Source organism: Pseudomonas brassicacearum subsp. neoaurantiaca, assembly GCF_013608025.1.
Taxonomy (GTDB): Bacteria; Pseudomonadota; Gammaproteobacteria; order Pseudomonadales; family Pseudomonadaceae; genus Aquipseudomonas.
Window position 1 is genome coordinate 240,866 of record NZ_VDLV01000004.1, and the last position, 26,829, is coordinate 267,694.

24 protein-coding genes and 1 pseudogene are annotated in these 26,829 nt (G+C 62.0%); 15 read left to right on the plus strand and 10 right to left on the minus strand.

The annotated features are described in order from the left end of the window. Positions 1–68: 68 nt before the first annotated feature. Positions 69–2,453 carry a sensor domain-containing diguanylate cyclase gene (locus tag FHK92_RS04195; protein ID WP_181286953.1) on the minus strand — a complete coding sequence of 795 codons (2,385 nt, stop codon included), beginning with the start codon at positions 2,451–2,453 and terminating at the stop codon, positions 69–71. Positions 2,454–2,593: 140 nt separating this feature from the next. Then, positions 2,594–4,864 (minus strand): bifunctional 23S rRNA (guanine(2069)-N(7))-methyltransferase RlmK/23S rRNA (guanine(2445)-N(2))-methyltransferase RlmL, encoded by a 2,271-nt coding sequence (rlmKL, locus tag FHK92_RS04200; protein WP_181286954.1) that lies wholly within the window; start codon positions 4,862–4,864, stop codon positions 2,594–2,596. 531 nt (positions 4,865–5,395) lie between these two features. Between rlmKL and rmf the strand changes: the two genes are divergently transcribed. Next, on the plus strand, positions 5,396–5,611 hold the full coding sequence (gene rmf / locus FHK92_RS04205) for a ribosome modulation factor (protein WP_003223300.1): 216 nt from the start codon (positions 5,396–5,398) through the stop codon (positions 5,609–5,611). A 306-nt stretch (positions 5,612–5,917) separates the two neighbouring features. On the opposite strand, the gene FHK92_RS04210 is transcribed toward rmf, so the two are convergent. Next, a complete protein-coding gene (locus FHK92_RS04210) occupies positions 5,918–6,937 on the minus strand; it encodes a quinone-dependent dihydroorotate dehydrogenase (RefSeq protein ID WP_181286955.1) in 1,020 nt (339 codons plus the stop codon). A gap of 233 nt (positions 6,938–7,170) precedes the next feature. Between FHK92_RS04210 and FHK92_RS04215 the strand changes: the two genes are divergently transcribed. From FHK92_RS04215 to FHK92_RS04230, 4 genes are all read left to right on the plus strand, one after another. Then, positions 7,171–8,382: a CmpA/NrtA family ABC transporter substrate-binding protein gene (locus FHK92_RS04215; protein ID WP_181286956.1), complete on the plus strand. Its 1,212-nt coding sequence runs from the start codon at positions 7,171–7,173 to the stop codon at positions 8,380–8,382. A 14-nt stretch (positions 8,383–8,396) separates the two neighbouring features. Then, positions 8,397–8,972: an ANTAR domain-containing response regulator gene (locus FHK92_RS04220; RefSeq protein WP_025212689.1), complete on the plus strand. Its 576-nt coding sequence runs from the start codon at positions 8,397–8,399 to the stop codon at positions 8,970–8,972. A gap of 459 nt (positions 8,973–9,431) precedes the next feature. Then, complete coding sequence (locus FHK92_RS04225) at positions 9,432–10,643, plus strand: nitrate/nitrite transporter (RefSeq protein WP_181286957.1); 1,212 nt, start codon at positions 9,432–9,434, stop codon at positions 10,641–10,643. A gap of 9 nt (positions 10,644–10,652) precedes the next feature. Next, positions 10,653–12,323, plus strand: coding sequence for a bifunctional protein-serine/threonine kinase/phosphatase (locus FHK92_RS04230; RefSeq protein WP_181286958.1), 1,671 nt, complete (start codon positions 10,653–10,655; stop codon positions 12,321–12,323). Between the two features lie 55 nt (positions 12,324–12,378). Here FHK92_RS04230 and FHK92_RS04235 read toward each other — a convergent pair whose 3' ends face one another. Beyond that, positions 12,379–13,113 (minus strand): thioesterase II family protein, encoded by a 735-nt coding sequence (locus FHK92_RS04235; protein ID WP_181286959.1) that lies wholly within the window; start codon positions 13,111–13,113, stop codon positions 12,379–12,381. A gap of 131 nt (positions 13,114–13,244) precedes the next feature. Here FHK92_RS04235 and tam point away from each other — a divergent pair, with 131 nt between their 5' ends. Together tam and FHK92_RS04245 are read left to right on the plus strand one after the other, a co-directional pair. Beyond that, positions 13,245–14,015 (plus strand): trans-aconitate 2-methyltransferase, encoded by a 771-nt coding sequence (gene tam / locus FHK92_RS04240; RefSeq protein WP_181286960.1) that lies wholly within the window; start codon positions 13,245–13,247, stop codon positions 14,013–14,015. A gap of 82 nt (positions 14,016–14,097) precedes the next feature. Further along, positions 14,098–14,244, plus strand: a pseudogene (locus FHK92_RS04245) (cupin-like domain-containing protein); the annotation flags it as partial. Between the two features lie 247 nt (positions 14,245–14,491). On the opposite strand, the gene FHK92_RS04250 reads toward FHK92_RS04245, so the two are convergent. Next, the gene (locus tag FHK92_RS04250) at positions 14,492–15,664 is read right to left on the minus strand and encodes an MFS transporter (RefSeq protein WP_181286961.1); all 1,173 of its coding nucleotides are present in this window, start codon (positions 15,662–15,664) and stop codon (positions 14,492–14,494) included. A 156-nt stretch (positions 15,665–15,820) separates the two neighbouring features. Here FHK92_RS04250 and FHK92_RS04255 point away from each other — a divergent pair, with 156 nt between their 5' ends. Both FHK92_RS04255 and FHK92_RS04260 read left to right on the plus strand, forming a co-directional pair. Next, complete coding sequence (locus FHK92_RS04255) at positions 15,821–16,621, plus strand: SDR family oxidoreductase (protein WP_181286962.1); 801 nt, start codon at positions 15,821–15,823, stop codon at positions 16,619–16,621. After that, entirely contained in the window at positions 16,614–18,437 is a 1,824-nt protein-coding gene (locus FHK92_RS04260) for a glycoside hydrolase family 15 protein (RefSeq protein ID WP_181286963.1), read from the plus strand. The genes FHK92_RS04255 and FHK92_RS04260 overlap by 8 nt, the downstream gene beginning before the upstream one ends. A 144-nt stretch (positions 18,438–18,581) precedes the next feature. On the opposite strand, the gene FHK92_RS04265 is transcribed toward FHK92_RS04260, so the two are convergent. Next, positions 18,582–18,953, minus strand: a complete 372-nt coding sequence (locus FHK92_RS04265) for a DUF6124 family protein (protein ID WP_181286964.1) — start codon at positions 18,951–18,953, stop codon at positions 18,582–18,584. A gap of 557 nt (positions 18,954–19,510) precedes the next feature. On the opposite strand from FHK92_RS04265, the gene FHK92_RS04270 reads away from it, so the two are divergent. Then, positions 19,511–19,888: a hypothetical protein gene (locus FHK92_RS04270; RefSeq protein WP_181286965.1), complete on the plus strand. Its 378-nt coding sequence runs from the start codon at positions 19,511–19,513 to the stop codon at positions 19,886–19,888. A gap of 28 nt (positions 19,889–19,916) precedes the next feature. Beyond that, a complete protein-coding gene (locus FHK92_RS04275) occupies positions 19,917–20,819 on the plus strand; it encodes an alpha/beta fold hydrolase (protein WP_181286966.1) in 903 nt (300 codons plus the stop codon). On the opposite strand, the gene FHK92_RS04280 is transcribed toward FHK92_RS04275, so the two are convergent. Then, complete coding sequence (locus tag FHK92_RS04280; RefSeq protein ID WP_181286967.1) at positions 20,788–21,774, minus strand: GlxA family transcriptional regulator; 987 nt, start codon at positions 21,772–21,774, stop codon at positions 20,788–20,790. The two genes, FHK92_RS04275 and FHK92_RS04280, sit on opposite strands and share 32 nt — an antisense overlap. A 102-nt stretch (positions 21,775–21,876) precedes the next feature. Here FHK92_RS04280 and inhA point away from each other — a divergent pair, with 102 nt between their 5' ends. Next, the gene (gene inhA / locus FHK92_RS04285; protein ID WP_181286968.1) at positions 21,877–22,563 is read left to right on the plus strand and encodes an isonitrile hydratase; all 687 of its coding nucleotides are present in this window, start codon (positions 21,877–21,879) and stop codon (positions 22,561–22,563) included. Between the two features lie 44 nt (positions 22,564–22,607). Here the strand turns inward: inhA and FHK92_RS04290 are convergent, their stop codons facing one another. Then, entirely contained in the window at positions 22,608–22,865 is a 258-nt protein-coding gene (locus tag FHK92_RS04290) for an Atu4866 domain-containing protein (RefSeq protein ID WP_181286969.1), read from the minus strand. A gap of 28 nt (positions 22,866–22,893) precedes the next feature. Continuing rightward, positions 22,894–23,631, minus strand: a complete 738-nt coding sequence (locus FHK92_RS04295) for an SDR family oxidoreductase (RefSeq protein ID WP_181286970.1) — start codon at positions 23,629–23,631, stop codon at positions 22,894–22,896. Positions 23,632–23,829: 198 nt separating this feature from the next. Between FHK92_RS04295 and FHK92_RS04300 the strand changes: the two genes are divergently transcribed. Both FHK92_RS04300 and FHK92_RS04305 read left to right on the plus strand, forming a co-directional pair. Then, positions 23,830–24,777 carry an AraC family transcriptional regulator gene (locus tag FHK92_RS04300; protein ID WP_181286971.1) on the plus strand — a complete coding sequence of 316 codons (948 nt, stop codon included), beginning with the start codon at positions 23,830–23,832 and terminating at the stop codon, positions 24,775–24,777. 179 nt (positions 24,778–24,956) lie between these two features. Then, positions 24,957–25,208, plus strand: a complete 252-nt coding sequence (locus FHK92_RS04305) for a hypothetical protein (RefSeq protein ID WP_181286972.1) — start codon at positions 24,957–24,959, stop codon at positions 25,206–25,208. Positions 25,209–25,708: 500 nt separating this feature from the next. Here FHK92_RS04305 and FHK92_RS04310 read toward each other — a convergent pair whose 3' ends face one another. Further along, positions 25,709–26,167, minus strand: a complete 459-nt coding sequence (locus tag FHK92_RS04310; protein WP_181286973.1) for an SRPBCC family protein — start codon at positions 26,165–26,167, stop codon at positions 25,709–25,711. A gap of 121 nt (positions 26,168–26,288) precedes the next feature. Between FHK92_RS04310 and FHK92_RS04315 the strand changes: the two genes are divergently transcribed. Next, complete coding sequence (locus FHK92_RS04315; RefSeq protein ID WP_181286974.1) at positions 26,289–26,693, plus strand: lysozyme inhibitor LprI family protein; 405 nt, start codon at positions 26,289–26,291, stop codon at positions 26,691–26,693. Positions 26,694–26,829: the final 136 nt, after the last annotated feature.

Below are 26,829 nucleotides of genomic sequence, written 5' to 3' on the forward strand. Positions count from 1 at the left end.
CATCGATGCTGAATGACACACCGCTATCGCGAGCAAGCTCGCTCCCACAGTGGTTCGAGTACAAACGATTATCCCAACTGCGCCTCGACCCGATCGCGCCCGGCCTGCTTGGCCGCGTAGACCCCGGAGTCGGCCCTTAGCAAAAGCGCATCGGCGCCTTCGCCGGGACGGAGGCTGGCGACGCCAAAACTGGCGGTGATGACCCCTACCTCCTCGATGGGCGCCCCACGCAGGCCGTCCCACAGTCCTATGGCCAGCGTGTAGGCGCTTTCGCCATCGGTGTCCGGGCACAACACCACGAACTCTTCCCCGCCGAGCCGGCAGAACACATCGGTGCGTCGCAGTCGCTGGGTAATGCGCTGGCAGACCGCTTGCAGCACTCGATCGCCCATCGCGTGGCCGTACTGGTCGTTGATGCGCTTGAAATGGTCGATGTCGAGCATGATGACCGCCATCTCCCCAGTGCCGCGTTCAACCCGGGCCAACTCCGAGGTCAGCCGCTCCTGGAAATAACGCCGGTTGCGAATGCCGGTCAAGGCATCGGTCACTGATAGTGCCCGCAGCTCTTCTTCCACGCGCTTGAGGTCGGAGATGTCGGAAATGTATCCGTGCCACAACACCCCGCCGCCCGGCAGTTGCTCAGGCGTCGCCTCGCCGCGAACCCAGCGCAGGCCGCGCAGTGGCAGTTGCACCCGATACTCTTCGCGCCATGGCCTCAAGGTGTCGGCCGAGGTGCGGATCGACTCGCGAACCCGCGCGCTGTCCAACGGATGAATGCGCGAGAAAATCGCTTCGGCGTGCCGCACCAGCACGTCCGGCTCCAGTTCGTAGATATCGCGGATGCCATCGCTGGCGTAGATCACACTGAAGCTGCCGTTGAAATCCATCTTGAACTGATAGATACCGCCGGGAACATGGGCGCTGAGTTTCTTCAACAATAGATCCCGTGCGGCCAATGCCTCGTGGACGCGCTTGCGTTCGGTGACGTCGATGCAGATCGCCAGGTGCCCGACCCACAGCCCTTGGTCGTCGAGTACCGGCGTCGCCAGCATGTTTACCGTCAGAAGGCTGCCGTCGCGGCGCACCAGGGTCCACTCCCGCGCTTGCTGGCCACCCTGTTCTCCCCCTTCCAGCAACATCGCGTGGCAGGTGGGGATCGGCTTGCCAAAGCGCGCGGCGAGTTGGGCCGCCCGCTCCTGCAGCTCGCGCGGAACGTGGAGGCTCTCCAGGGTCATGCTCTGCAAGACTTCGCGGCTCTGATAACCGAGCATCTGCTCGGCACCGGCATTGAAGGTCGTGATGACACCGCGCAGATCAGTGGCAATGATCGCGACCTGCGTCGCGGCGTCGAGCACACCCCTCAACTGGCCATGGGTGCCGCGCAATTCCGTTTCCCGCGCCCGCAGTTCCTGGGTCCGTTGCTCCACCAGCGCCAGGGCCCGTTGCCGTTGGCTGACCAGCGTGTAGAACAAGACGCTGAGCATCAGGCTGAGTAACCCGCCCAGCACTGTCAGGCTCACGACGCTGGAATGGTTGCTCGACAGGAACAGGTGGCTGGGGCGCAGCTCAACCCGGAAGTCACGATCGGCCAGGCGCAACAGCCGGGTCGCCGACAACTCGCTTTTGCCCGGGCGGTCGGGACTCTCGTACAGCACCTCTTGGTGGTCATCGCTGGACAGGTCGAGCACCCGCATCGACAGGTTGTCGTGCCCCGAATCCGGCAGGCCATCGGACATCAACTGGCGCATGCTGACGGCAGCCACGACGAAACCCAACAACTCGTTCCCGGAATGCCGCACCACCGGCGCGGCGAGCATGATCCCCCTGGAAAAGACCGGATCGACGCCGACCAGGTCCAGAGGTTGGGACACCGCCATGGCGTTACGTTCGCGGGCCCGTTCCAGCGTGGCGCGGCGCGTGGGATGGTGAAGCAGATCCAGGCCCAGCGGCGCGCCATAGGAGGGCTGGCCCTGGACGTACAGCACCGGCACGTATTCGTCCCGTTCGGGGGCCTCGCGCAGCACACCCGCCTCGTCCGGCTCACGAATGGTAAACGTACCGGACACTTCGGCCCGCGCCTGGTGCTCAAACGCCTGCCGCTCGTCCCGCAGCACCCGGGGCGCCCAGGCGAAGGCCCGGGTATGGCGCAGCATGGCTTCGGTGTAGCCATGGAATTCGGTGTTGGAAACCCCATCGGAGTTGGCGAAGAAACGCCTCAGGCTGTCGAGGCGTTGCACCTGGTCCTGGAAGCGTTCTTCGATGCGGCTATAGCGTTCGTCGACTTGCAGCGCGAAACGCTGGCGCAGCTGCTGATTGAACAGATTCAGCGTGCCCCAGGCCAACAAGCCGGTCAGCAAAGCCCCCGCCGCCAGGACCAGAAAAGCCACCAGCCACGCTGAAACGTCTTCGCTGATAAAACCCAGGATCCTGGGACGCACCGGATGTAATGCCATACCCATAACTCAGAAAAGGACCAGGCATTTGAACGGCCCCGGTCACAGCTAAGTTATAGCTATATGCCACTATTTTAGCCAGCCCCAAAAACACCCGAAAGCCTTGAATTTCAAGGCTTGGATGGATCCAATCAACGAGTTCAGCGCGCCATGATTTTCCATGCGCGGTGAATCTTGCTGTTCCGGGCGAAGTCCGGATCGATGGTCTTCGCGGTGATTTCCTCCACCGCGTAACGCTCGCCCAGGTTCTCTTCGAGTTGGAACTTGCGGAAGTTGTTGGAGAAATACAGCACGCCGCCCGGCGCCAGCCGCGCCATGGCCAGGTCGAGCAACTGGACGTGATCGCGCTGCACGTCGAACACGCCTTCCATGCGCTTGGAGTTGGAGAAGGTCGGCGGATCGATAAAGATCAGGTCGTACTCGTCACGGCTGGCCTCCAGCCACGCCATCACGTCGCCCTGCTCCAGGCGGTTCTTGTCGGAAAAACCATTGAGCGACAGGTTACGCCGCGCCCAATCCAGGTAGGTTTTCGACAAATCGACGCTGGTGGTGCTGCGCGCGCCGCCCTTGGCAGCGTGAACGCTGGCGGTCGCGGTGTAGCAGAACAGGTTGAGGAAGCGCTTGCCGGCGGCTTCTTTCTGGATTCGCAACCGCATTGGCCGGTGATCGAGAAATAGCCCGGTATCGAGGTAATCCGTGAGGTTGACGAGCAGCTTCACGCCGCCTTCGTTGACCTCGGTGAACTTGCCCTGGGCACTCTGGCGCTCGTACTGCTTGGTGCCGCTCTGGCGCTCGCGACGCTTGATGACCACGCGGCTCTTGTCGACGTTCAAGGCCTGGGGAATGGCCGCCAGCGCATCGAACAAGCGGGCCGAGGCCTTTTCCGGATCGATGGACTTCGGTGCGACGTACTCCTGCACGTGAACCCAATCGTGGTACAGGTCGATGGCCATCGAGTATTCCGGCATGTCCGCATCGTAGACGCGATAGCAGTCCACGCCTTCACGCTTGGCCCACTTGCTCAACAGCTTGAGGTTTTTCTGCAGGCGATTGGCGAACATCTGCCCGCCTTCGCTCAGGCGCGCCTGCTCGACCACGGGAGCCGGTGCCGGCGCTGGCTTGATCGGGTTGCCGTTCTTGTTGTACTGACGCTCTTGCGGGACATCCGGGGTCTGGTCGTAGGCGGATTGCTCACGCTCGGCCTGGCGTTGTTCCGGAGTGCGACGCTCGCCGGTGACGAACTGGTCCGGCAGGACCTTGATCAGCAGCAACTTGCACGGCAAGGCGCCGTTCCAGAACGAATACTGTTTGTGACTGCGAATGCCCATGCGCTTGCCCAGGTCCGGCGCGCCGGTAAACACTGCGGCCTCCCAGTTCAGGCAGGCCTGGCGCAGGCGTTCGCCGAGGTTCTGGTAGAGATAAAGCAGGCTGGCTTCGTCGCCCAGGCGCTCGCCATACGGTGGGTTGCAGATCACCAGGCCTTTCTGGTTCTGGTCCGGACGCGGTTCGAAAGTGGCGACTTCGCCCTGGTAGATCTTGATCCACTCGCTCAGGCCCGCACGCTCGACGTTGTTGCGGCCTGGCTGGATCAGCCGTGGATCGGCCTCGTAGCCACGAATCCACAATGGCGGCTTGGCCAGCCCGGCGGCGGCGCGCTCAGAGGCTTCTTCATGGAGTTTCTTCCACAACGCTGGCACGTGGCCGAGCCACGCGGTAAAGCCCCATTGCTGGCGACGCAAGTTTGGCGCCATGTCGGCGGCGATCATCCCGGCTTCCACCAGGAACGTGCCGACACCGCACATCGGGTCGGCCAGCGCCCCGCCTTCGGCGGCAATGCGCGGCCAACCGGCGCGGATCAGGATCGCGGCGGCGAGGTTTTCCTTCAGCGGCGCGGCGCCTTGCTGCAGGCGATAACCGCGCTGGTGCAGGCTATGGCCCGAGAGGTCCAGGGAGAGAATCGCTTCGCCGCGGTCCAGGCGCAGGTGGATGCGCAGGTCCGGGTTGAGCTTGTCGATGGACGGGCGCTCGCCCGACGGCGTGCGCAGCTTGTCGACGATGGCGTCCTTGACCTTAAGGGCGCCGAAATGGGTGTTGTCGATGCCCGAGCCGTGGCCGCTGAACTCCACCGCAAGGGTGCCGTCGGCGAGCATGTGGTCTTGCCAATCGACGTCCAGGACACCGTGGTAAAGGTCTTCGGCGTCCTTCATCGGGAAGCGCTTGAGCACCAGCAACACGCGGTTCGCCAGACGCGACCACAGGCACAGGCGATAAGCCGTTTCCATGTCGGCCATGCCGCGCACGGCGGAGGTATGCTCGCGCGCCTCTTCAAGGCCAAGCCCGACGGCTTCCTCGATAAGCAGGCCTTCGAGGCCCTTGGGACAAGTGAGGAAGAGTTCGAAACGATCGGACATGGGATTTCCAGAGCCTTTGGCTAAGTGGACCGGGCAACGCATTGCCGGGCCGGGTTCAGTCAGGTGCTTTTCTCAAGAGCACCCGCGTGGCACGAAAGTGTGCCGCTCCGTCCTCGCCGCTCAGGTTCAAAGAGCTTAGATGCGAGGACAGATAAAAAATTCTGTGCAACAAATTGTGAAAAGTCGTCCCTTTCGTCGAATAGTACCTGAGTGCAACAGGGGGACATTCTCATTCGATTTCGGCGACCGCCTTTCAGCGCAGGGCTGATCATACAGGGGTCTTGCTCGAAAGCGGGTGTCGAACATCATGTTACTTATCGCACTAACATCTTTATTGTTACGTGCTTATGACAAAACGATCATTCCATCCGTGTGACGCTTTGGTTAGAACTCACCACAGGTTGACGTCGCAACGGCGTCAACACCTTGGCTCGTCACGCCGGCAACGAGCCACCAACGGCAGAATGATTCTGCCCCGGCCTCGATAGAGGTCGACGCTAAGCAACAGTCAACAAGTGAGGGCAACACCCTATGAGAAGACTTAAGCGTGATCCGTTGGAAAGAGCTTTTTTACGCGGTTACCAATATGGCGTTGGTGGTAAATCCCGTGAGCTTTGCCCCTTTACTCTACCGTCGGTACGTCAAGCCTGGATCAATGGCTGGCGGGAAGGACGCGGCGACAACTGGGACGGTATGACCGGCACTGCGGGTATCCACAGACTCAACGAACTTCACGCCGTCGGCTGACACAGGGCCTATTACTCAAGAACTCGACAATTTGACATCCAAACCGATTTAACCACGCACGTCCCATCCGGACGGCGGGCTTCGGCCCAGGGGGCTCCTTCGAGGAGCCCTTTTTAATGGACATCTCAAAGACAACACCATCCTGTGGCGAGGGAGCTTGCTCCCGCTGGACTGCGAAGCAGTCCTGAAACCGGCTGGCACTATTTTCCTGGACAACCGCGTGTCATGGTTTTGGGGCTGCTGCGCAGCCCAGCGGGAGCAAGCTCCCTCGCCACAATGGATCTGCGCAGAACGTTAACCTTTGATTCACCCCAACGCCGCAATCGCATCCACCGATTCGCGAATCAACGCCGGCCCCTTGTAGATGAACCCCGAATAAACCTGCACCAGACTCGCCCCGGCGGTGATCTTCTCGGCGGCGTGGCGGCCTTCGGTAATCCCCCCCGCCGCGATGATCGGCAAGCGTCCCGCCAGTTCACCCGCCAGCACGCTCACGGTGTGGGTGCTCTTGTCGCGCACCGGCGCGCCAGACAAGCCGCCCGCCTCGTCACCGTGTTCCAGCCCTTCGACACCTTCGCGGCCCAACGTGGTGTTGGTGGCGATCACTGCGTCCATGCCAGTCTCGATCAGCGCCTGGGCCACCTGGACGGTTTCTTCGTCGCTCATGTCCGGAGCAATCTTGATCGCCAGCGGCACATGCCGACCATGGATGGTCGCCAGCTCAGCGCGGCGCCGGGCCAGGTCGGCCAGCAGTTGCTTGAGGGAATCTCCGAATTGCAGGCTGCGCAGGCCCGGGGTGTTCGGGGAACTGACGTTCACGGTGACATAGCTGGCGTGGGCGTAGACCTTGTCCAGGCAGGTCAGGTAGTCGTCGACGGCGCGTTCCACCGGGGTATCGAAATTCTTGCCGATGTTGATGCCCAGCACGCCCTTGTACTTGGCCGCCGCGACACGGGCCAGCAGGTGATCGACGCCGAGGTTGTTGAAGCCCATGCGATTGATGATCGCCTCGGCCTGGGGCAGGCGAAAGAGGCGTGGCTTGGGGTTGCCCGGCTGCGGTCGCGGCGTCACGGTACCGATTTCCACGAAGCCGAAACCCAACTGCGCAAAGCCGTCGATGGCCGCGCCATTCTTGTCCAGGCCCGCCGCCAACCCGACCGGGTTGGGAAACTCCAGGCCCATGACCGTCACCGGCAGTTTCGCCGGGGCCTTGCACAGCAGACCGTTGAGACCCAAGCGCCCGCCCGCGCCGATCAAGTCCAGGGACAGGTCGTGGGAGGTTTCCGGGGAGAGTTTGAACAGCAGTTCACGGGCCAGGGTGTACATGGGCGGCTTTGACTCGGGCGACGAAATGAGGCGGCGATTATAGCCGCGCAACGGCGTCGCAAGCGAGGCACTCGCACAAAACCGCAGCACTGGCATATGCCTTGCACCCTTTTGGTCATCAGCGCCCATGCCAACGACGGAATGAGTGCCGCACTGTTTCAAAGGACAACGGCGTCGGCGTCCGGCCTCCCCTGGCCAGGACACGGCGCTTTTTTATGTGGAAGGTGATATCGATGAATGAAGTTCCAGCCACGCCCCTGGCCTGGGTCAACGGCAGCGATGCCCCGGAAAAGAGCGCGATCAACCTCGGCTTCATGGCCTTGAGTGACTGCGCCCCGGTGGTGGTGGCCGCCACCCAAGGCTTCGCCCAACCCTACGGCCTGACCCTGAATCTCAAGCGCCAGGCGTCCTGGGCCAACCTGCGGGACAAGCTGGTCAGCGGTGAAATCGATGCCGCCCACAGCCTTTACGGCTTGATTTACGCGGTTCACCTGGGCATTGGCGGCGTCGCGCCGACGGACATGGCCGTGCTGATGGGACTGAACCAGAACGGCCAGAGCATCAACCTGTCCCACGGCCTCCAGGCCCAAGGCGTGACCAGTCCTGAAGCACTGGAACGGCACGTGCACCAAACTCGCCCGAAACTGACCTTCGCCCAGACCTTCCCCACCGGCACCCATGCCATGTGGCTCTACTATTGGCTCGCGGCCCAGGGCATCCATCCGCTATCGGATGTCGACAGCGTCGTGGTGCCGCCGCCGCAAATGGTCGCGCACCTGCAAGCCGGGCGCATCGACGGTTTTTGCGTGGGCGAGCCCTGGTGCGCCAGTGCGGTGAAGCAAAACCTCGGTTTTACCCTGGCGACCACCCAGACCATCTGGCCCGACCACCCGGAAAAGGTCCTCGGCTGCACCCGCGCGTTCGTCGAGCAATACCCCAATACTGCCCGGGCGCTGATGATGGCGATCCTGGAAGCCAGCCGCTTCATCGAGCAAAGCACTGAAAACCGTCGCAGCACCGCACAACTGTTGAGCGCGCCCGAATACCTCGACGCGCCTCTCGACTGCATCGAGCCGCGCTTGCTGGGCATTTATGCGGACGGCCTGGGCAACAGCTGGCAGGATCCCCACGCCATGCGCTTCCACGCGGGCGGCGAGGTGAACCTGCCATACTTGTCTGACGGCATGTGGTTCATGACCCAGTTCCGCCGCTGGGGCCTGTTGCGCGAAGACCCTGACTACCTGGCCGTCGCCCGCCAGGTCCAGCAGCTCGACCTGTACCGTGAAGCCGCCGCGGCGCTGGGCATGACGTCCCCTGGCCAGGACATGCGCAGCAGCCAACTGATCGACGGCACGACCTGGGACGGCACTGATCCGGCCGGGTACGCCCGCAGCTTCAAACTGCACGCCTTGAGCGATGCGGCTCCCCTTCTCGCCAGCCGCTGACAGGAGCCACGACCATGCTGCGTATCCTGCTGATCAACGACACCGCGAAAAAAGTCGGGCGTCTCAAGGCAGCCCTGATTGAAGCCGGCTTCGAAGTGATCGACGAATCCGGCCTGACCATCGACCTGCCGGCGCGCGTCGAAACAGTGCGTCCGGACGTGATCCTGATCGATACCGAGTCACCGGGGCGCGATGTGATGGAGCAAGTGGTGCTGGTCAGTCGTGACCAACCCCGACCGATCGTCATGTTTACCGACGAGCACGACCCGGATGTGATGCGCCAGGCGATCAAGTCGGGCGTCAGCGCCTACATCGTCGAAGGCATCCATGCCGCGCGCCTGCAACCGATCCTCGACGTGGCCATGGCCCGCTTCGAAAGCGACCAGGCCCTGCGCGCCCAACTGCTGGCCCGGGACCAGCAACTGGCCGAACGCAAACGCATCGAGCTGGCCAAGGGCATGCTGATGAAAATGAAGGAGTGCAACGAGGAACAGGCCTACACCCTGATGCGCCGCCAGGCCATGAGTCGACAGCAGAAGCTGATCCAGGTGGCGGAGCAGATTATCGCCATGAATGAATTGCTCGGCTGAAAGCCTTGCAGCGCCTGGCCTGCCCCATTCGCGAGCAGGCTCGCTCCCACAGAAGACCGCGCTCCACATGTGGGAGCGAGCTTGCTCGCGAAAGCGGTCTGACTTTCACATTGATATCGACTGACCCGCCGTCATCGCGAGCAAGCTCGCTCCCACAGGGCTTTGAGGTTAAACACAGCATTTGCGACGCTCCCCGGCCAAGTGTGGGAGCGAGCCTGCTCGCGAATGGCCCTACCCCTACCTCGCAGGTTGGCACAGATCTCGCTTAACCCACCCCACAGGTAACCAACGGCGGTTGCCCCACCTACGACAAAGACGTCGCATACCCCATTGCCCTCCAGCAATCCGGGTTGCGGCGTTTTTTTGTTTTGGTCCTGCGGGACCGGTGGTGCGACCACAGGCGGCGCACTGCTCAAAGCACTGACTCATTTCTCGAGACTTTTACAGCTGAGGTGCGCGATGAATTCAAGCTTCTGGAAATCCGGCCATACCCCGACACTGTTCGCGGCCTTCCTCTATTTCGACCTGAGCTTCATGGTCTGGTACCTGCTCGGCCCGATGGCGGTGCAAATCTCCGCCGATTTGCATTTGAGCACCCAACAACGTGGCTTGATGGTGGCGACGCCCATTCTGGCCGGCGCGGTGTTGCGCCTGTTCATGGGATTGCTGGCCGACCGCCTGTCCCCCAAGACCGCCGGCATGATCGGCCAGGTCATCGTGATCGGTGCCTTGTTCTGTGCCTGGAAACTCGGCATCCACAGCTATGAACAAGCCCTGCTGCTGGGTCTGTTCCTGGGCATGGCCGGGGCCTCGTTCGCCGTGGCGCTGCCATTGGCGTCCCAGTGGTACCCGCCGCAACATCAGGGCAAGGCCATGGGCATCGCCGGGGCCGGTAACTCGGGCACCGTGTTCGCCGCCCTGGCCGCGCCGATCCTCGCGGTGTCGTTCGGCTGGACCAATGTGTTCGGCTTCGCGCTGATCCCGCTGATCCTGACCCTGATCGCCTTCAGCTTGATGGCCAAGAACGCCCCCGAGCGTCCCAAGGCCAAATCCATGGCTGATTACCTCAAGGCCCTGGGCGATCGCGACAGCTGGTGGTTCATGTTTTTCTACAGCGTGACCTTCGGCGGCTTCATCGGCCTGGCCAGCGCCCTGCCCGGCTACTTCAACGACCAATACGGCCTGAGCCCGGTCACCGCCGGCTACTACACCGCCGCCTGCGTCTTCGGTGGCAGCTTGATGCGTCCACTGGGCGGCGCCCTGGCAGACCGTTTCGGCGGCATCCGCACCTTGCTGGGCATGTACACCGTGGCGGCTATCTGCATCGCTGCCGTGGGTTTCAACCTGCCAAGTTCCTACGCGGCGCTGGCACTGTTCGTGTGCACCATGCTCGGTCTGGGTGCAGGCAACGGTGCGGTATTCCAACTGGTGCCACAACGTTTCCGTCGCGAAATCGGCGTGATGACTGGTTTGATCGGCATGGCCGGCGGCATCGGCGGCTTCGCCCTGGCGGCGGGCATGGGTGCGATCAAGCAGAGCACCGGCAGCTATCAACTGGCGTTGTGGTTGTTCGCCAGCCTCGGTGTCCTGGCCTGGTTCGGCCTGCACGGCGTCAAGCGTCGCTGGAGAACCACTTGGGGTTCGGCCGCCGTCACCGCCGCTCGGGTATAACCTGCAACCATGAGCCTGCAATTGAGTTTCGCCGAGGCCAGCGCCATCGGCCCCCGGGAAGAAAACCAGGACGCCCTGCGCCTGGTCACCCCCGCCCCGGCCTTGGCCGCCAGCAAGGGTTACCTGTTCGCCATCGCCGACGGCGTGAGCCAATGCGCCGATGGCGGACTGGCCGCCCGCTCGACCTTGCAAGCGCTGGCCTTGGATTACTACTCCACGCCGCAAACCTGGGGCGTGGCCCAGGCGCTGGACCGGCTGTTGCTGGCTCAAAACCGTTGGCTGCAAGCCAACGGTGGCGGGCAACCGCTGCTCACCACCGTCAGCGCGCTGGTGCTGCGGGGCCGGCGCTTCACCCTGGCCCATGTCGGTGATTGCCGGGTCTACCGTTGGCAAGCCGATCATCTGCAACGGATCAGCGAAGATCACGTCTGGGAACAACAGGGCATGCAACATGTGCTCAAGCGCGCCCTGGGGCTGGATCAACACCTGATCCTGGATTTCCTCGACGGGGAACTGCGCGAGGACGAGACCTTCGTGCTGCTCAGTGACGGCGTGTGGGCAGTACTCGGCGACACCGCCATCGCTGGCATTCTGCGTGACCAGCCAGACCTCGAACTCGCGGCCCAGACACTGGTGAACGCCGCCCACCTGGCCGGCAGCCAGGACAACGCCAGTGCGTTGCTGGTGCGCGTCGATGCCTTGGGCGAAGCCAGCATCGGCGATGCGTTGATCCAGCTCCAGCAGTGGCCGTTGCCGCCGACGCTGAAACCCGGCCAGGCCTTCGAGGGTTGGCAGATCGAAGGTTTGCTCGGCCAGAGCCAGCAATCGTTGCTTTACCGGGTCCACGACGGCCAGGGCCAACCCTGGCTGCTGAAAACCTTGCCTGCACAGCTGCGGGACGATTCCCGGGCTGGGCAGGCATTGTTGTCGGAAGAATGGTTTCTCAAGCGAGTCGCCGGCAGGCAGTTTCCCGAAGTGCATGGCGTGCCCCAGCGCCAGCATCTGTACTACGTGATGCGCGAATATCCGGGCATGACCCTGGCCGAGCTGTTCGACCGGACCGGCACGCTGCCCCTGGCGCAATGGCAGGACCTCGCGCAGCGGCTGGTACGGGCGGTGGGCCTGTTGCATCGACGGCAGATCTACCACCGCGACATCAAGCCGGAAAACTTGCACCTGGGCGACGACGGCGAACTTCGTCTATTGGATTTTGGCCTAGCGTATTGCCCAGGCTTGTCCGAGGACCAGGCCAACATTCTGCCTGGCACGCCCAGCTACATTGCCCCGGAAGCCTTTGGTGGTGCCGCGCCGACCGCTCAACAGGATTTGTACTCCGTCGGCGTGACCTTGTATTTCCTGCTGACCGGGCACTACCCCTACGGCGAAGTCGAAGCCTTCCAACGCCCGCGCTTCGGCGTGCCGGTCAGTGCCAGCCGCTATCGGCCGGACCTGGCCGAATGGCTTGGGCAGAGCCTTGAACGTGCCGTCGCGGCGGACCCGGGCCAGCGCTTTGAAACCGCCGAGGAATGGTTGCTGCTGCTGGAACAGGGCGAACGCCGCAGCTTGAGCGTAAGGCCCCGCCCTCTGTTGGAGAGAGAACCGCTGAAGGTCTGGCGGACCTTGGCGCTGGTGTCGCTGGTCGTGAATATCGTGCTGTTGTTCCTGGTATTCCACGGCTGAGACCAATCCCCCAACCTTCGCAACGGATTGTCTTGCGGCAAGTCTGGAGATCAGCTCATGCGCTGATCGCCAGGCCATGCCGGCGATGATGCACGCTCAATTGATCCTTGATCAGCCGCAGCACCCGGGCTTCGTGCTCATGGATAAAGAAGTGCCCGCCCGCCAGCATGTCCACGGAGAAACTGCCGCAGGTTTCCCGGCTCCAGCCAATCAGTTGTTCGGTGGTGGCCTTGTCGGCAGTGCCGCCGAGCACATGCACGGGGCAGCTCAGCGGTGGCCGAAGCCGCGGCTGGTAGCGCCCGCAGAGCAGGAAATCCGCCCGCAGCACGGGCAAGGTCAGGGCCATCAGCTCTTCGTTGGCCAACACTTCTTCGCTGGTGCCATTGAGGGTGCGCAACTGGTCGATCAGCTCGGCATCGGTTTTCGGTTCGGCGAAGCCGCGATCGTAATCAGCGCGCATCGTCGGCGCCGCAGTGCCCGAGGCAAACAGCGCCACCGGTTCCGGACAACCCAGTTCGCGCAAGGCATGGGCCAGTTCGCAGGCCAGCAACGCACCCAGGCTGTGGCCGAACACGGCGTAAGGCGCTTGAAGCGTCGGGTGCAGCTCGCGCGCCAGTTGCTTGGCCAATGGCCCCACGTCGGTGTGCAGCGGCTCGGCGAAACGCGCCCCGCGCCCGGGCAATTCCACGGGCTGCACCGTCAGCCACTGTGGCACCTTGCGCCGCCAGCGGCTGTACACCATCGCGCTGGCGCCTGAGTACGGCAGGCACAGCAGGGTCAATTGGGTCACTGCGGTTTTCTCCGATCGTTTGAATAAAAAGAATAACGAGGCCGGGCCGTGGAAAATTAGTCACCGGCCCCGCGTCCGGATGCGGCCTATAATGCCCGCCCCAAGGCTTTAGTCTGCCCAAGGAGAACACAATGAGCTGGTCCGCCCGACAATATGTCGCTTTCGAACAGGAACGCACCCGCCCCTCCCGCGATCTGCTGGCGGCGATCCCGCCGGTACAGGCGCGCCAGGTGATCGACCTGGGCTGCGGCCCCGGCAACTCCACCGAACTGTTGGTGGACCATTTTCCCGACGCAACGGTGCGTGGCCTGGACAGTTCCGCCGATATGGTCGAAGCCGCCCGCAAGCGCTTGCCCAACGTCACATTCGACACGGCAGACATCGGCCGATGGAACGAAAGCGGGCCCTTCGACGTGATCTTCGCCAACGCCGTACTGCAATGGCTGCCGGACCACGCTACCCTGCTGCCGTCACTGGTGAATAAACTCACACCAGGTGGCAGCCTGGCGATCCAGATGCCCGACACCCTGCACCAGCCGTCCCACCGCTTGATGCGAGACATCGCTGCCAGCGGCCCCTGGGCCGGTCAACTGGCCGGCGCAGCTGATTCGCGAACCGAGGTGGAGGACGCCAGCACCTATTATTCGATCCTCAAACCCCATTGCAGCCGCGTCGACGTGTGGCGCACCACCTACCACCATCCTCTGGCCGGTGGTGCCTCGGGAATCGTGGAATGGTTCAAGGGCAGCGGCTTGCGCCCATTCCTCGAACCCTTGGATGAAGCGCAACGCGAGGACTATCTGAGCCAATACCTCAAGGCCATCGAACAGGCCTATCCGACCCTGGACGATGGCTCGGTCCTGCTGCCGTTTCCAAGGTTGTTCATCGTCGCGACGCGCTAGGGCGATGGTCGGGCGGCGAGGGTAAATTTCTGATCAAGGCCCTCGTTACCTGCTAAGAGCAAAACCCGCAAGAGTGACCGCCGTGGACCTGCAAACCATCCTGGGCAAGCTGTTCGCCAATGCCGGCGCCGTTGGCATCGAAGGCGTCTTCCAATTCGTGTTCGGCCCGCGCCAAGCGTTCTGGTCCGAGGTCAAGGCCAGCAGCCACACCCAGGCCGGCTGCCACGCGAGGGTTGGTTTCACCAGGTGGAATCGATGTCCACGTCACTGTCGGTGAATTTCTGGGTGAATTCGGGTCGGGGTTGGTAACAGCGCTAGCGGAGCTGTTCCCTTGTGGCGAGGGGATTTATCCCCGTTGGGCTGCGTAGCAGCCCCTCAAAAGAACAACGCGTTTAGCTTGATAATATCAAGCAGAAGGATTTAGGACCGCTGCGCAGTCCAGCGGGGATAAATCCCCTCGCCACAGTGCTATGCGTTCATTGTTGCTGCCGATAACTCTGCACCGCCGCCCCCAGCACCACCGCCCCGGCCGCAATCGCCAGCCAGAACCCACTGCGCGCGCCAAACGTATCCACCAGCCATCCCGAACCGGCCGCGCCGATTGCCACGCCAATGCTCAGGCCGGTCACCAGCCAAGTCAGGCCCTCGGTCAGCCGGGCCGGTGGCACGATACGTTCCACCAGCGCCATCGCAACGATGAGCGTCGGCGCAAAGAACAACCCCGCGACGAACACCGCCAATGACAGCCCAAGGATATTGCTCGCCAACAACAGCGGCAGCGTGGTCGCTGCCGTCGCCACCCCGCCGTACAGGAACAGCCGCGGCAACGGCAGTTTCGAGCGCAACGCGCCGAACGCCAGCCCGGCCAGGCACGAGCCGATCGCATAGACCGACAGCACGATACTCGCCGCCGCCGGTTGCCCCTGCTGCTGGGCGAACGCGACGCTGACCACGTCCACCACCCCGACGATGATCCCCATGGCGAGCATCAACAACAGCAGCAAAAGCACATCGCCCGAACCGATGATCGAGCCCTGATGATGCGCCTGATGCGGATGCACCGGCGGTTCGGTGCCACGCTGCAGGACAAACGCCGTCACGCCGATCGCCAGCAGCAACACCGAGGCCAGCGGCCCCGCCTCTGGAAATGCCACCACGCACAAACCCACCGACAATGGTGGCCCGACGATGAAGCAGACCTCGTCCAGCACCGACTCCAACGCGTAAGCGGTGCGCAATTGCGGCTGGCCGCGATACACCTCGGTCCAGCGCGCCCGCACCATCGCCGACATACTGGGCATGCAACCGGCCAAGGCAGCGAACAGGAACAGCGTCCAATGGGGCGCCTGCAATCGTGTGCACAACAGCAGCATCAACAACGCCCCACCGCCCAGCAACGCCGCCACCGGCAACACCCGTCGCTGGCCGAAACGGTCCACCAGTCGCGACACTTGAGGCGCGCAGAACGCCGTCGCCAAGGCAAACGTCGCCGCCACCGCGCCGGCCAATCCATAGCCGCCCTTGAGCTGCGCAAGCATGGTGATCAGGCCGATGCCAGTCATCGATATCGGCATGCGCGCGACCATCCCCGCCAGCACGAAGCCGCGGCTGCCAGGGGCGGTGAACAATTCACGGTAGGGGTTTGCCATGGGACGCGGCCTCAACAAGGGCCTGCAACTTGCCATAAACGAACGTACCGGGGAAAGCGCAAAACTGTGGGTGAAATGTGAAGACTTTTCCGACAAATGAACTCTCGGCACCTGGCGTCAGTCAGCAAGTAAGGCCCTCAGCTCAAGGTGCTACTCATGCAGATTTCCCTCGCCCGACAAGTCGCCCTGGTCACTGGCGCCAGCTCCGGCATCGGTGCTGGCTCGGCCCGGGCGTTGGCGGCCGCCGGAGCCGCCGTCGTGCTCAACTACCATTCCAGCGCCGGCCCGGCCGAAGAGCTGGCCCGCGAGATCAACGACGATGGCGGCCAAGCCATCGCCATCGGTGCCGATGTGTCGAAGGAGCAGGACGTCGAACGCTTGTTCGCCCAGACCCTCGACGCGTTCGGCACGCTGGATATCCTGGTCGCCAACTCCGGCCTGCAAAAAGACGCCGCCGCCGTCGACATGAGCCTGGACGACTGGAACACCGTCATTGGCGTCAATCTCACCGGCCAGTTCCTCTGCGCCCGCGCCGCCCTGCGCATCTTCAACCGCCAGGGCATTCGCCAGGGCGTGTCCCGGGCCGCTGGCAAGATCATCCACATGAGCTCGGTGCATCAGCGCATTCCCTGGGCCGGCCACGTCAATTACGCGGCGTCCAAGGGCGGCATCGACCAGCTCATGCAGACCCTGGCCCAGGAAACCAGCCACCAGCGCATCCGCATCAACAGCATCGCCCCCGGTGCCATTCGCACGGCGATCAATCGCGAGGCCATGGAAGGCGACAAGGAGCAGAAAATCCTGGAGCTCATCCCCTACGGTCGGGTCGGCGATGTGGAAGATGTCGCCAACGCGGTGGTCTGGCTGGCGTCGGACTTGTCCGACTATGTCGTGGGCACTACGTTGTTCATCGACGGCGGAATGAGCCTCTATCCGGGGTTCCGTGGCAATGGTTGATCATGACGAACCGCAAAGCCCCATCGAGAATCACGGGATTATTGGTGACATGCGCACCGCCGCGCTGGTCAACGATCGTGGCAGCGTGGATTTTTTCTGCTGGCCGGAATTCGACAGCCCATCGATCTTCTGTTCACTGCTGGACACCCCCGAGGCCGGCATCTTTCAACTCGCGCCGGACGTGCCGGACGCCCGTCGCCAGCAAATCTACCTGCCCGACACCAACGTCCTGCAAACCCGCTGGCTGAGCGACGGCGTGGTGGTGGAAATCACCGACCTGCTGCCCATCGGCGACAGCGAGGACGATTTGCCTGTATTGATGCGTCGGGTGCGCATGACGGTCGGCAGCGCGACGTTTCGCATGCGTTGCGCGGTGCGCCATGACTATTCCCGCGCCGCGACCACGGCCCGCCAGGACGGCGATCACGTCATCTTCGAAGCCGCGCAGCAACCGAGCCTGCGCCTGTGCGCCGACCAGCCACTGACGCTGGACGGCCAGGCGGCGGTAGCCGAGTTCACCCTGGCGCAAGGCCAGACGGCGGAGTTTCTTCTCGGGGGTATCGACGACCCGCGCCTGGTGGACGACACCAGCACGCTGTGCCTGGAACGAACCCTGGCGTTCTGGCGCGGCTGGATCAGCCAGTCCAACTACCGCGGCCGCTGGCGAGAAATGGTCAACCGCTCCGCGCTGGCGCTGAAACTGCTGACCTCACGTAAACAAGGCGCCATCCTCGCCGCCGCCACCTTCGGCCTGCCGGAAACACGCGGCGGCGAACGCAACTGGGATTACCGCTACACCTGGATCCGCGACGCCTCGTTCACCGTCTACGCATTCATGCGCCTGGGCTTTATCGACGAAGCCAACAACTATATGCGCTGGCTGCGCGGTCGGGTCAGCGACTGCCGCGATCAACCGACCAAACTCAACATCCTCTACGGCCTGGACGGTCGGCTTGAACTGCCCGAAACCGAACTGACACACCTGAGCGGCTACGGCAACGCGCGGCCGGTGCGCATCGGCAACCAGGCGTACAAACAGGTGCAGTTGGACATTTTCGGCGAGCTGATGGACGCGGTGTACCTGGTCAACAAATACGGCGAAGCCATTTCCCATCAGGGCTGGAAACACACGGTCGATGTGGTGGACCAGGTGTGCGCAACCTGGCAGGACACGGACGTTGGCATTTGGGAAATGCGCGGCGAGGAGCAGCATTTCCTGCATTCGCGGCTGATGTGCTGGGTCGCCGTGGACCGCGCCATTCGCTTGGCAAGCAAACGCTCCCTACCCGCCCCGTTTGCCCGCTGGGATGAGACCCGGCAAGCCATATACGAAGACATCTGGACGAACTTCTGGAACGACGAACGCCAGCATTTCGTCCAGCGCCTGGGCAGCACCGCCCTGGACGGATCGATGTTGCTGATGCCGCTGGTACGCTTCGTCAGCGCCCGCGACCCGCGCTGGTTGTCGACGCTGAACGCCATCGAAAAAGATCTGGTGCGCGATGGCATGGTCTATCGCTACCGCACCGACGAAGACTCCATTGACGGACTCATCGGCACCGAAGGTTCATTCGTCGCCTGCTCGTTCTGGTACGTCGAATGCCTGGCCCGCGCCGACCGCGTGGAAAAAGCCCAACTGGAATTCGAACAACTGCTGCGCTACGCCAATCCGCTGGGGTTGTATGCCGAGGAGTTCGACAGCCACGGTTATCACCTGGGCAATCTGCCCCAGGCGTTGAGCCATCTGGCACTGATCAGCGCGGCGAGTTTCCTGGATCGCAAGTTGAGTGGGGAGAAAAATCATTGGCAGCCGTGAGCTGCGACTATGACGGAAGATAATCCCGTGGCGAGGGAGCTTGCTCCCGCTCGGCTGCGCAGCAGACGCCGCTTTTAATTTTGGGGTCGCTTCGCAACCCAGCGGGAGCAAGCTCCCTCGCCACAAGGGCCTGCGGTGTGTTGGCTAACGTGGTGGCTGGGGCAGTTCAATGTCATCCAATGCCCGATTGGCCAGCAGCGTTCCCAACTCGATCAACTGCTGAAGCCCCAGCGCCACATGCCTTCGCGAGCCTTCCAGGTCGAAGGCCAAGTCGCTGGCCATGGCATTGGCAGAAGCCAGGGTTTCGCTGAGGGTGGTCAGTATGGATTCGGTGTTGAGGCCCTTGACCACGGTAAATATCTGGCCGTCCTCGGTGTCGGGCTTGGCGGCGGCTTCTGGAGACAGATGGATATCCAATGCCCGGTCGGCTGCTTCGCGCTGCTCTTGCGAGTCGAAGCGGGTGTACTTGGATAGGTTTTCGGCTTTTTTGGGGGGGTTGGGGGTGATTTTGACCATTGTGAAACTCCTGACTTGATAGTGAGCTCACCCACCTCGTGACCAAACGAGGGTGGTGGGCTATACGCAGGTTGGTCAACCGGGAAGTCAGGCACCCGGCGCACTAGAGAGTGCCCCGCGCACAGCCCGCCGCAAAGCATACCGACAAAAGCGCCGAGATGCTGAGTTGCGCATATGCGCCTGACTTCGAACAGGTGACCAAACCCGGTCGCTGATTTTGCAGCGACGGACAAAGCCTATCCTCACCGCTTCCTAACCACCAACCGACACGACTCGTCGGAAATTTCCGGCTCGCCACACTTTTTGTAGGAACACATTTCCCGTGGCGAGGGAGCTTGCTCCCGCTCGGCTGCGCAGCAGACGCCGCTTTTCGATTCAGAAACTTTGGGGTCGCTTCGCAACCCAGCGGGAGCAAGCTCCCTCGCCACGTTGGATCTGCTTTCCAAGCTAAACGCATTTCGATGGCTACAGGTTGCCAGCCCCGCAACCCTCTCCTAAGATCGATGCACGCAAGGGTGCAGCGGAGCTGCCCGATAAAGCCTGATTCAAGGACCGACATGACGCATATCAAACGCTCCATCACCACCGAGCCCCGGTCAGGGCTGACTCGCGAAGAGCTCTGGGACGAACAGGACAAGGGCCTGATCAAATGCTGGGAAATCGGTCGCGACCGGGCAGCGAGGTTTCCCGAACTGGCGCAACGCTGCCTGGACGGTGAGCTGCCGGTGCTGGGCTGGAAAGGCGGGGTCAGCCGCAGCCTGAAGAAAACCGCCAAGTTCGGTTGTCTCAAGTATCTGGCGCAATGGCAGGGCCTGCGTGGCGAAGACCTGGACATCGACCTGACCCAGGAGCGCACGCTGACCTGCTCCAGCACGAACATGGTCGTGACGTTCACGCCAGACCGGGCCAAATACGTGAACCAGGAGCCCGCCTGACCCCAACCGATTGAAGCCGGAGACCAACATGACATCTGCGCCCAAGGTCAATTTCGCGGTGACGCCGCTGCTGCGCATCGCCTACGAAGAACACGGCCCTGCCAGCGGCGAGCCGATCATCCTGCTGCACGGCTTCCCCTATGATCCGCGTACCTTCGACGAGGTTGCCCCGGTCCTGGCCCAACGCGGCTATCGGGTCATCGTGCCGTACCTGCGCGGCTACGGCCCAACCCGGTTCAACAATCCCGCCATCGCCCGCTCCGGCCAACAGGCCGCGTTGGCGCAGGATCTGCTCGACCTGATGGACGCGCTCGACATTCCCCAAGCGGCGCTGTGCGGCTATGACTGGGGTGGCCGCGCCGCCTGCATCGTCGCCGCCCTGTGGCCCGAACGCGTGCGCTGCCTGGTCGCGGGCGACGGCTATATCGTGCAGGACATTCCTGGCTCGACCCAACCGCTGGGGCCCGAAGATGAATATCGCCTGTGGTATCAGTATTACTTTCACACCGCCCGGGGCGTCGAAGGCCTGACGCAGAATCGGCGTGAACTGTGCCAATTGCTCTGGCGCCTCTGGTCGCCAACCTGGAAACGCGGCGCCGAGCTGTATCCGCTCACCGCGCCGTCATTCGAGAACCCGGACTTTGTAGACGTGGTGATTCACTCCTACCGGCATCGTTTCATGTACGCGCCGGGGGATCCGACGCTCGAGTGGATGGAGGAAAAACTAACGGAGCAACCTTTCATCAGCGTGCCGAGCATCGCTCTGTGCGGCGGCGATGACGGTGTGGGGCCACCATCGGCGGACGATGGGGATGCCGGGCATTTCAGCGGGTTTTATGAACGCCGCGTACTGGCCGGCGTCGGCCATAACATTCCTCAGGAGGCCCCCGAGGCCACGGTCAAGGCGTTACTGGATCTGCTTGAGCGTTGAACCGCTCCCGATAGGCCTGGGGCGTCACGCCCACGGCTCGCAAAAAGCTGCGGCGCAGGGTTTCTTCGCTGCCGAAGCCACATTGCAGGGCGACACGCTTGACCGGCACCGCGCTGTCGGCAAGCAGGCGGCGGGCGGTCTCGACGCGGATCAGTTCCACGGCGCGGGCTGGGGTCTGGCCGGTCTCGGCGCGGTAATGGCGAACAAAACTGCGTTCGCTCATGCCCGCCTCGGCGGCCAGGCTCGACAAGCCCAGGTCCCGCGTCAGGTGCTCGGCGATCCAGGCGTGCAATCTATCGAAGCGACCGCCCTGTTTTTGTAGCGCCAAGGTGGCGCTGAATTGCGATTGCCCGCCGGGACGCTTGAGAAAGACCACCAAGTGCCGCGCGACCTCCAAGGCCATCGCCCGGCCCAGATCCTCTTCGACCAGCGCCAATGCGAGGTCGATCCCAGCCGTAACCCCGGCCGAGGTCCAGACCGGGCCATCCTTGATGAAAATTGGATTGGGTTCGACCTGCAGTTGCGGGTGTTGTTGGGCCAGTTGTTCACAACGAGTCCAGTGAGTCGCCACCCGGCGCCCATCCAGCCACCCACTGGCCGCCAACAGAAACGCACCGGTACACACTGACGCGACCCTGCGCGAGCGCATCCCCTGGTGCTTGACCCAGGCCACCAGGGCCGGATCCTTGGCGGCTTCGTATACGCCCCAACCACCCGCGATCAACAACGTGTCGCTGTCATCGTCGGGGAGCGGCTCGGCCATCAGCGCCAACCCCGCCGACGACATCACCGCCCCGCCACCAGCAGCAACGACCGTCGGCGCATAAGGCGCCGGCAATCCTTGCCCACGGACCAGATCGTTGGCCGACGCGAATACCTGCAAGGGCCCCGTGACGTCCAGCACCTGAACGCTGGCGAAGGCCAGCACATGAATGGATTTCGGCGTATTGGGCATATTGGCGTGATTCGTGGGTTTATTGGCGAATACGCCAGATCCTACGAGCCTACAGTGAAAACGTCCACCCCTCGGGCACCATCATCCAAAGGAGCAAGCGACATGACATTGCAGATTGGCTTTCTATTATTTCCCCAGGTCCAGCAACTGGACCTCACCGGCCCTTATGACGTGCTGGCCTCGTTGCCGGATGTGAAGGTGCACCTGATCTGGAAAGACCTGGCGCCTGTTACCGCGAGCACTGGCCTGGTCCTGCTGCCCACCGTCACGTTCGAGGATTGCCCTGACCTCGACGTCATTTGCGTGCCCGGCGGCAGCGGTGTCGGCCCGTTGATGGAAGACGAGCAGACCCTGGCCTTCATCAAGCGCCAGGCTGCCCACGCCAAGTACATCACGTCGGTGTGCACCGGCTCGCTGGTACTCGGCGCGGCGGGACTGTTGCGCGGCAAGCGCGCCACTACGCACTGGGCCTTCCATAGCTTGTTGCAGCCGTTGGGTGCGACGCCGGTCATGGACCGCGTGGTACGCGACGGTAACGTGTTCACCGGTGGCGGCATCACGGCGGGTATCGATTTTGCCTTGACGCTGGCAGCTGAGCTGTTCGACCAGGACACTGCCGAGCTGGTCCAACTGCAGCTTGAATACGCCCCGGCTCCGCCGTTCACCGCAGGCCGCCCAGACACCGCACCGCCGCAGGTGCTCGAAGAAGCCAATCGCCGTTCGGCAGAATCGTTCCGGGTGCGTTCGCAGATCACCCAGCGGGCCGCGGCACGGTTGAAATCTGCGTAAAAGTCTTGGCCAGGCACTGCGATCAAGTGCCTGGCTTGGATGGCTTAGACTTCCTGGCGATACAGCACCATGCCCGCGTGATACAGCACGCCATCACGAAAATCCCCGTCGGCCGTGAAACCGGTGTCGTCGTGGTATTCGATATGGTCGTCCTGCAGCCAATAGTCACCTTGGTAGGCACTTTCCCGGGCGCCCCGTGCTTCGTCGTAGCGCCCGCCGGGGAGCAACCGATGGCGAATCACGCCATCGGCCGTCACCCACAGGCCGACAAACTTGTCTTGGTCTCCGATTACCTTTCTCATGAAAGCAGCTCCCCTGTTGGTTTCGGCGTTAAAACGGGCTGGCCGTTGGTCGCACCACCAATTCACTAACGTCCACGTCCGCTGGTTGATCAATTGCGTAGGCAATTGCCCGTGCGATGGCTTCGGCGGGAATGGCGATCCTGCGAAACTCACGCATCTCGGCACGTCCGCCCTCGTCGGAAATGCTCTCGGCTAGTTCAGACTTGGTTACACCAGGGGAAACCACCGTCACCCGGACATCCGCACCCACTTCCTGGCGCAGACCTTCGGAGATTGCCCGCACGGCAAACTTCGTGGCGCAATACACAGCGGCAGTCGGGCTGACCGTGTAGGCACCGATGGAGGCGATGTTGATGAATTGGCCGCTGCGCTGGCGCTGCATCAGCGGCAGGCCGGCGGCAATGCCGTGGAGCACGCCACGGATGTTGACGTCGATCATGCGGTCCCATTCCTCGACCTTCAACGCTTCGAGCTTGGAGAGCGGCATGACACCGGCGTTATTGATGATCACATCGAGCCGGCCGAATTTTTCGACGGAAAAATCTATCAGGGCCTGGACATCGTCGCGACGGGTCACGTCCACGGCTTTGCAGGCAGCCCGGTGGCCCGCGGCTTCAAGTTCATGCACCAGCGTTTGCAAGCGATCCACCCGCCGGGCGCCAAGCACTACGCAAGCCCCCCGAGCGGCCAACAGCCGCGCCGCCGCCTCACCAATCCCGCTGCTGGCGCCAGTAATGACCACTACTTTGTCTTGAATATTGGACATGTTGGTTTCCTCGTCTGGATGCGTTGCTCCCGGCGGGAGCGTTTTGACAGGTCCAGATTAAGAAGCCATCCGACGCTTCGGTTAGCCGGATCCTCCTGCGCATTTGCACGATCCTGTAACGATAACGCCTCTGGTCGTAGCGGTTGCAATCAGCTTAACTAGCGCGATCCATTGAATTGGCCAGGGAGATTGATCGGCATGTCGGTATCCACGTCCATCACCATCACGCCTGATAATGGCGTAGACCTGCGTCGCGCCGAGCTGGCGAACCTGATGAAGCGCTACGCGCCGGAGTACGGCGTCCACGCCACCGCCATCGACGCCTTGCATCTGATCCGCAGCGACGAACCCACCGAAGCGTTACATGTCGTGCATAAGCCAGGGTTATGCGTCATTGTCCAAGGACGCAAGGAAGTGACCCTGGCTGATGAGCGCTACGTTTATGATCCGCTCAATTATTTGGTGGTCTCAGTGACATTGCCTCTGGCCGGCCAAGTGATCGAGGCCAGCCCCGAGCAACCGTACCTATGCATTCGCCTGGACATCGATCCCGCTCAGATCTGTCGGCTGATCGCCGACGCCAGCCCCATCGGCGTGCCGACCGAAAGGTCCGGTCGCGGCTTGTTCCTGGACCGCATCGACGAGCCCTTGCTCGACGCAATGTTGCGCTTGCTGCGGTTGCTCGACAGCCCCGACGACATCGCCACCCTCGCGCCCTTGGCGCAGCAGGAAATCTTTTATCGACTGTTGCGGGGCGCCCAAGGCAGGCGACTGCATGAAATTGCCATTCCTGACACCCAGACCCACCGTATCAGCCGCGCCATCGAATGGCTCAATACGCATTACGCCGAACCGCTGAGCATCGACAGCCTGGCGCAAATGATCAATCTCAGCCCCTCGGCACTGCATCATCGTTTCAAGGCAGTGACCGCGATGAGCCCGCTGCAATATCAGAAACAGTTGCGCCTGCAGGAAGCCAGGCGCCTATTGCTTGCCGAGAACAGCGACGTTTCGTCAATAGGCTACAAGATGGGCTATGAAAGCCCTTCGCAGTTCAGTCGGGAATACAGCCGTCTATTTGGCGCCTCGCCAAGCAAGGACATCGCTCGCTTGCGCGCCATGGCTTTACAGGCCAGCACTGTCTGAATCTGCCTGCGAACAGGATCAGGCAAACGCAAGGCAGTTTCCGTCTAACGTCTTCCCACTCATGGTCCCTACTCTGAACTCACGCAGCAAGGCAACCGTCCGGGCTGCAACGGGTTCAGCCAGATTTCGCATCTGAACGACCCGGCCCTTACCCCCTTGTTATGACCGGAGTCATTGCCATGAAAAGTTTGAAATACTCAATCGCCATTATTACCTTCGTCCTGAGCGCCACGGCTTTTGCTTTGCCGAGCCAGCAACAGGACCGTTTCTTCACCCAAGCGAACGACCATCAACATTCAGTAGCGGCAGACGGGACGGATCGTACGCCTATGGGCCAAGCACTTGCGGCTGATGGCGCGGACCGTACGCCTGGTGGGCAAGCGCTCGCCGCTGATGGTTCGGACCGTACCATGGCCAGGTGCTTGGCATGATATGAGTACGACTTTCTTCCAGACGAAAAAAAACCCGCCTAGGCGGGTTTTTGAGGACCATTTTGACTCACTGTCCGGCACTCCATGCCTGGTCCCATCATCCGTGACCCCAAGCACTCCCTGTGCTCAGTGGGTGAAAACAGATTAGCCCCGCGGATGCCTTGGTCCAAGACGACAATGCACCGCTAGTGTGTAAGCGTTTCGCTATACAGCACATTTGAAGCTTTATAACAGGCGAAAAAAAACCCGCCGAAGCGGGTTTTTCCAAGACCATTACGACTCCCTGTCGATAGCCATCCTTGCAAGGTCGATCTTCCCTGATCCTGCAGCACTCCCTGTGCTTCAGTGGATGAGTGAAGATTACGCCTCGGATCCAAAGTGAAACAGAGGACATAGCTACCAAGTCATGTAAGACATTCGCCATACCCACCCTTCCGAAAACCCTTAGAGCGCCCAGGAAAACCTGATTCCAAGCCCAGCACACCGTCTTATGGGGAACCTCATGCTTTGCTCAAGAATTCCTCTATGTTGGCCATCTGCTCATCCCAGCCTCGGCTGTCCATCCGGAAAGCCTTGAGTCGACGCGCCTCGGGAATGTCGTTGAACCCCGACTCGACTACCTTTAGCAAGGTACCGCCATCCATATCTTCCAGCTCGAATTGCACTCGCGTCTCGGCCTCTTGGGAATAGTCAGTCTGCGGCTCCACAGCATAAGGATGCCAGCGAAACGAGAACACTCGCTCGGGTTCGACGCGCTCCACCAGCACATCCCAAACGAGATGCTCATAACCCGTATAGGTAATTTGCCCTTGGGTGCGCTCACCTGCGACGAAGCGTTTACCCGCCAACTCCACGCCAAACCATTGACCAAAAGCTTCTGCATTGGCCAGGGCTCGCCAGACCTGCGAACGCGGCGCCTTCAGTAAGATCTTTCTTTCGATACGATCAGATAGATGCATGGGTCACCTCCTGTGCTCAACACTAGGCCTGTAAGACCACAAGACCAACCGAAAAGTTGTATCGGCGCGTTGTTTGAGTACACTCCCCGGCAGTCTTACCCCTTCAACTCAAGGAGAGATGATGAAGTCCGCACGTTTGCTTCTACCCCTGATTCCGCTGTTGTTCATCAGCGCTGTCCAGGCAGAGGATTGCACCGATGCTGTGACCCAAGGTGACATGAACCAGTGCGCAGCCCAGGAGAACAAGGCTGCCGACAAGGAACTGAACAGTTTGTACAAGCAGATCACAGCGCGCCTGAAGGACAATGCCGAGGCCAAGCGACTGCTGGTCAAGGCGCAACGTGCCTGGATCGACTTCCGTGACGCCGAATGCAGCTTTTCTGCGTCCGGCGTCGAGGGCGGCAGCGTCTATCCGATGGTCCACAATGAGTGCATTACAGCCCTGACGAAGGCGCGGGTCGAGGCGTTCAAAACCTACCTCAAATGTAAGGAAGGTGATTTAAGCTGCCCGGTGCCAGAGGCTTGATTGATGGAGATAAAAAAGGATGACCTCAGGTCACCCCTTTTTATTGTTCGCATAAAACAAAACCCCTACCTGCGTCAGCAGATAGGGGTTTCGGAATTTAATCTTGACGATGACCTACTCTCACATGGGGAAACCC

Excerpts from the sequence above, each read along its gene's own strand:
- FHK92_RS04195 (WP_181286953.1), bottom strand. The coding sequence starts at position 2,453 with ATGGCATTACATCCGGTGCGTCCCAGGATCCTGGGTTTTATCAGCGAA.
- rlmKL (WP_181286954.1), bottom strand. The coding sequence starts at position 4,864 with ATGTCCGATCGTTTCGAACTCTTCCTCACTTGTCCCAAGGGCCTCGAA.
- rmf (WP_003223300.1), top strand. The coding sequence starts at position 5,396 with ATGAGAAGACTTAAGCGTGATCCGTTGGAAAGAGCTTTTTTACGCGGT.
- FHK92_RS04210 (WP_181286955.1), bottom strand. The coding sequence starts at position 6,937 with ATGTACACCCTGGCCCGTGAACTGCTGTTCAAACTCTCCCCGGAAACC.
- FHK92_RS04215 (WP_181286956.1), top strand. The coding sequence starts at position 7,171 with ATGAATGAAGTTCCAGCCACGCCCCTGGCCTGGGTCAACGGCAGCGAT.
- FHK92_RS04220 (WP_025212689.1), top strand. The coding sequence starts at position 8,397 with ATGCTGCGTATCCTGCTGATCAACGACACCGCGAAAAAAGTCGGGCGT.
- FHK92_RS04225 (WP_181286957.1), top strand. The coding sequence starts at position 9,432 with ATGAATTCAAGCTTCTGGAAATCCGGCCATACCCCGACACTGTTCGCG.
- FHK92_RS04230 (WP_181286958.1), top strand. The coding sequence starts at position 10,653 with ATGAGCCTGCAATTGAGTTTCGCCGAGGCCAGCGCCATCGGCCCCCGG.
- tam (WP_181286960.1), top strand. The coding sequence starts at position 13,245 with ATGAGCTGGTCCGCCCGACAATATGTCGCTTTCGAACAGGAACGCACC.
- FHK92_RS04250 (WP_181286961.1), bottom strand. The coding sequence starts at position 15,664 with ATGGCAAACCCCTACCGTGAATTGTTCACCGCCCCTGGCAGCCGCGGC.
- FHK92_RS04255 (WP_181286962.1), top strand. The coding sequence starts at position 15,821 with ATGCAGATTTCCCTCGCCCGACAAGTCGCCCTGGTCACTGGCGCCAGC.
- FHK92_RS04260 (WP_181286963.1), top strand. The coding sequence starts at position 16,614 with ATGGTTGATCATGACGAACCGCAAAGCCCCATCGAGAATCACGGGATT.
- FHK92_RS04265 (WP_181286964.1), bottom strand. The coding sequence starts at position 18,953 with ATGGTCAAAATCACCCCCAACCCCCCCAAAAAAGCCGAAAACCTATCC.
- FHK92_RS04270 (WP_181286965.1), top strand. The coding sequence starts at position 19,511 with ATGACGCATATCAAACGCTCCATCACCACCGAGCCCCGGTCAGGGCTG.
- FHK92_RS04275 (WP_181286966.1), top strand. The coding sequence starts at position 19,917 with ATGACATCTGCGCCCAAGGTCAATTTCGCGGTGACGCCGCTGCTGCGC.
- FHK92_RS04280 (WP_181286967.1), bottom strand. The coding sequence starts at position 21,774 with ATGCCCAATACGCCGAAATCCATTCATGTGCTGGCCTTCGCCAGCGTT.
- inhA (WP_181286968.1), top strand. The coding sequence starts at position 21,877 with ATGACATTGCAGATTGGCTTTCTATTATTTCCCCAGGTCCAGCAACTG.
- FHK92_RS04290 (WP_181286969.1), bottom strand. The coding sequence starts at position 22,865 with ATGAGAAAGGTAATCGGAGACCAAGACAAGTTTGTCGGCCTGTGGGTG.
- FHK92_RS04295 (WP_181286970.1), bottom strand. The coding sequence starts at position 23,631 with ATGTCCAATATTCAAGACAAAGTAGTGGTCATTACTGGCGCCAGCAGC.
- FHK92_RS04300 (WP_181286971.1), top strand. The coding sequence starts at position 23,830 with ATGTCGGTATCCACGTCCATCACCATCACGCCTGATAATGGCGTAGAC.
- FHK92_RS04305 (WP_181286972.1), top strand. The coding sequence starts at position 24,957 with ATGAAAAGTTTGAAATACTCAATCGCCATTATTACCTTCGTCCTGAGC.
- FHK92_RS04310 (WP_181286973.1), bottom strand. The coding sequence starts at position 26,167 with ATGCATCTATCTGATCGTATCGAAAGAAAGATCTTACTGAAGGCGCCG.
- FHK92_RS04315 (WP_181286974.1), top strand. The coding sequence starts at position 26,289 with ATGAAGTCCGCACGTTTGCTTCTACCCCTGATTCCGCTGTTGTTCATC.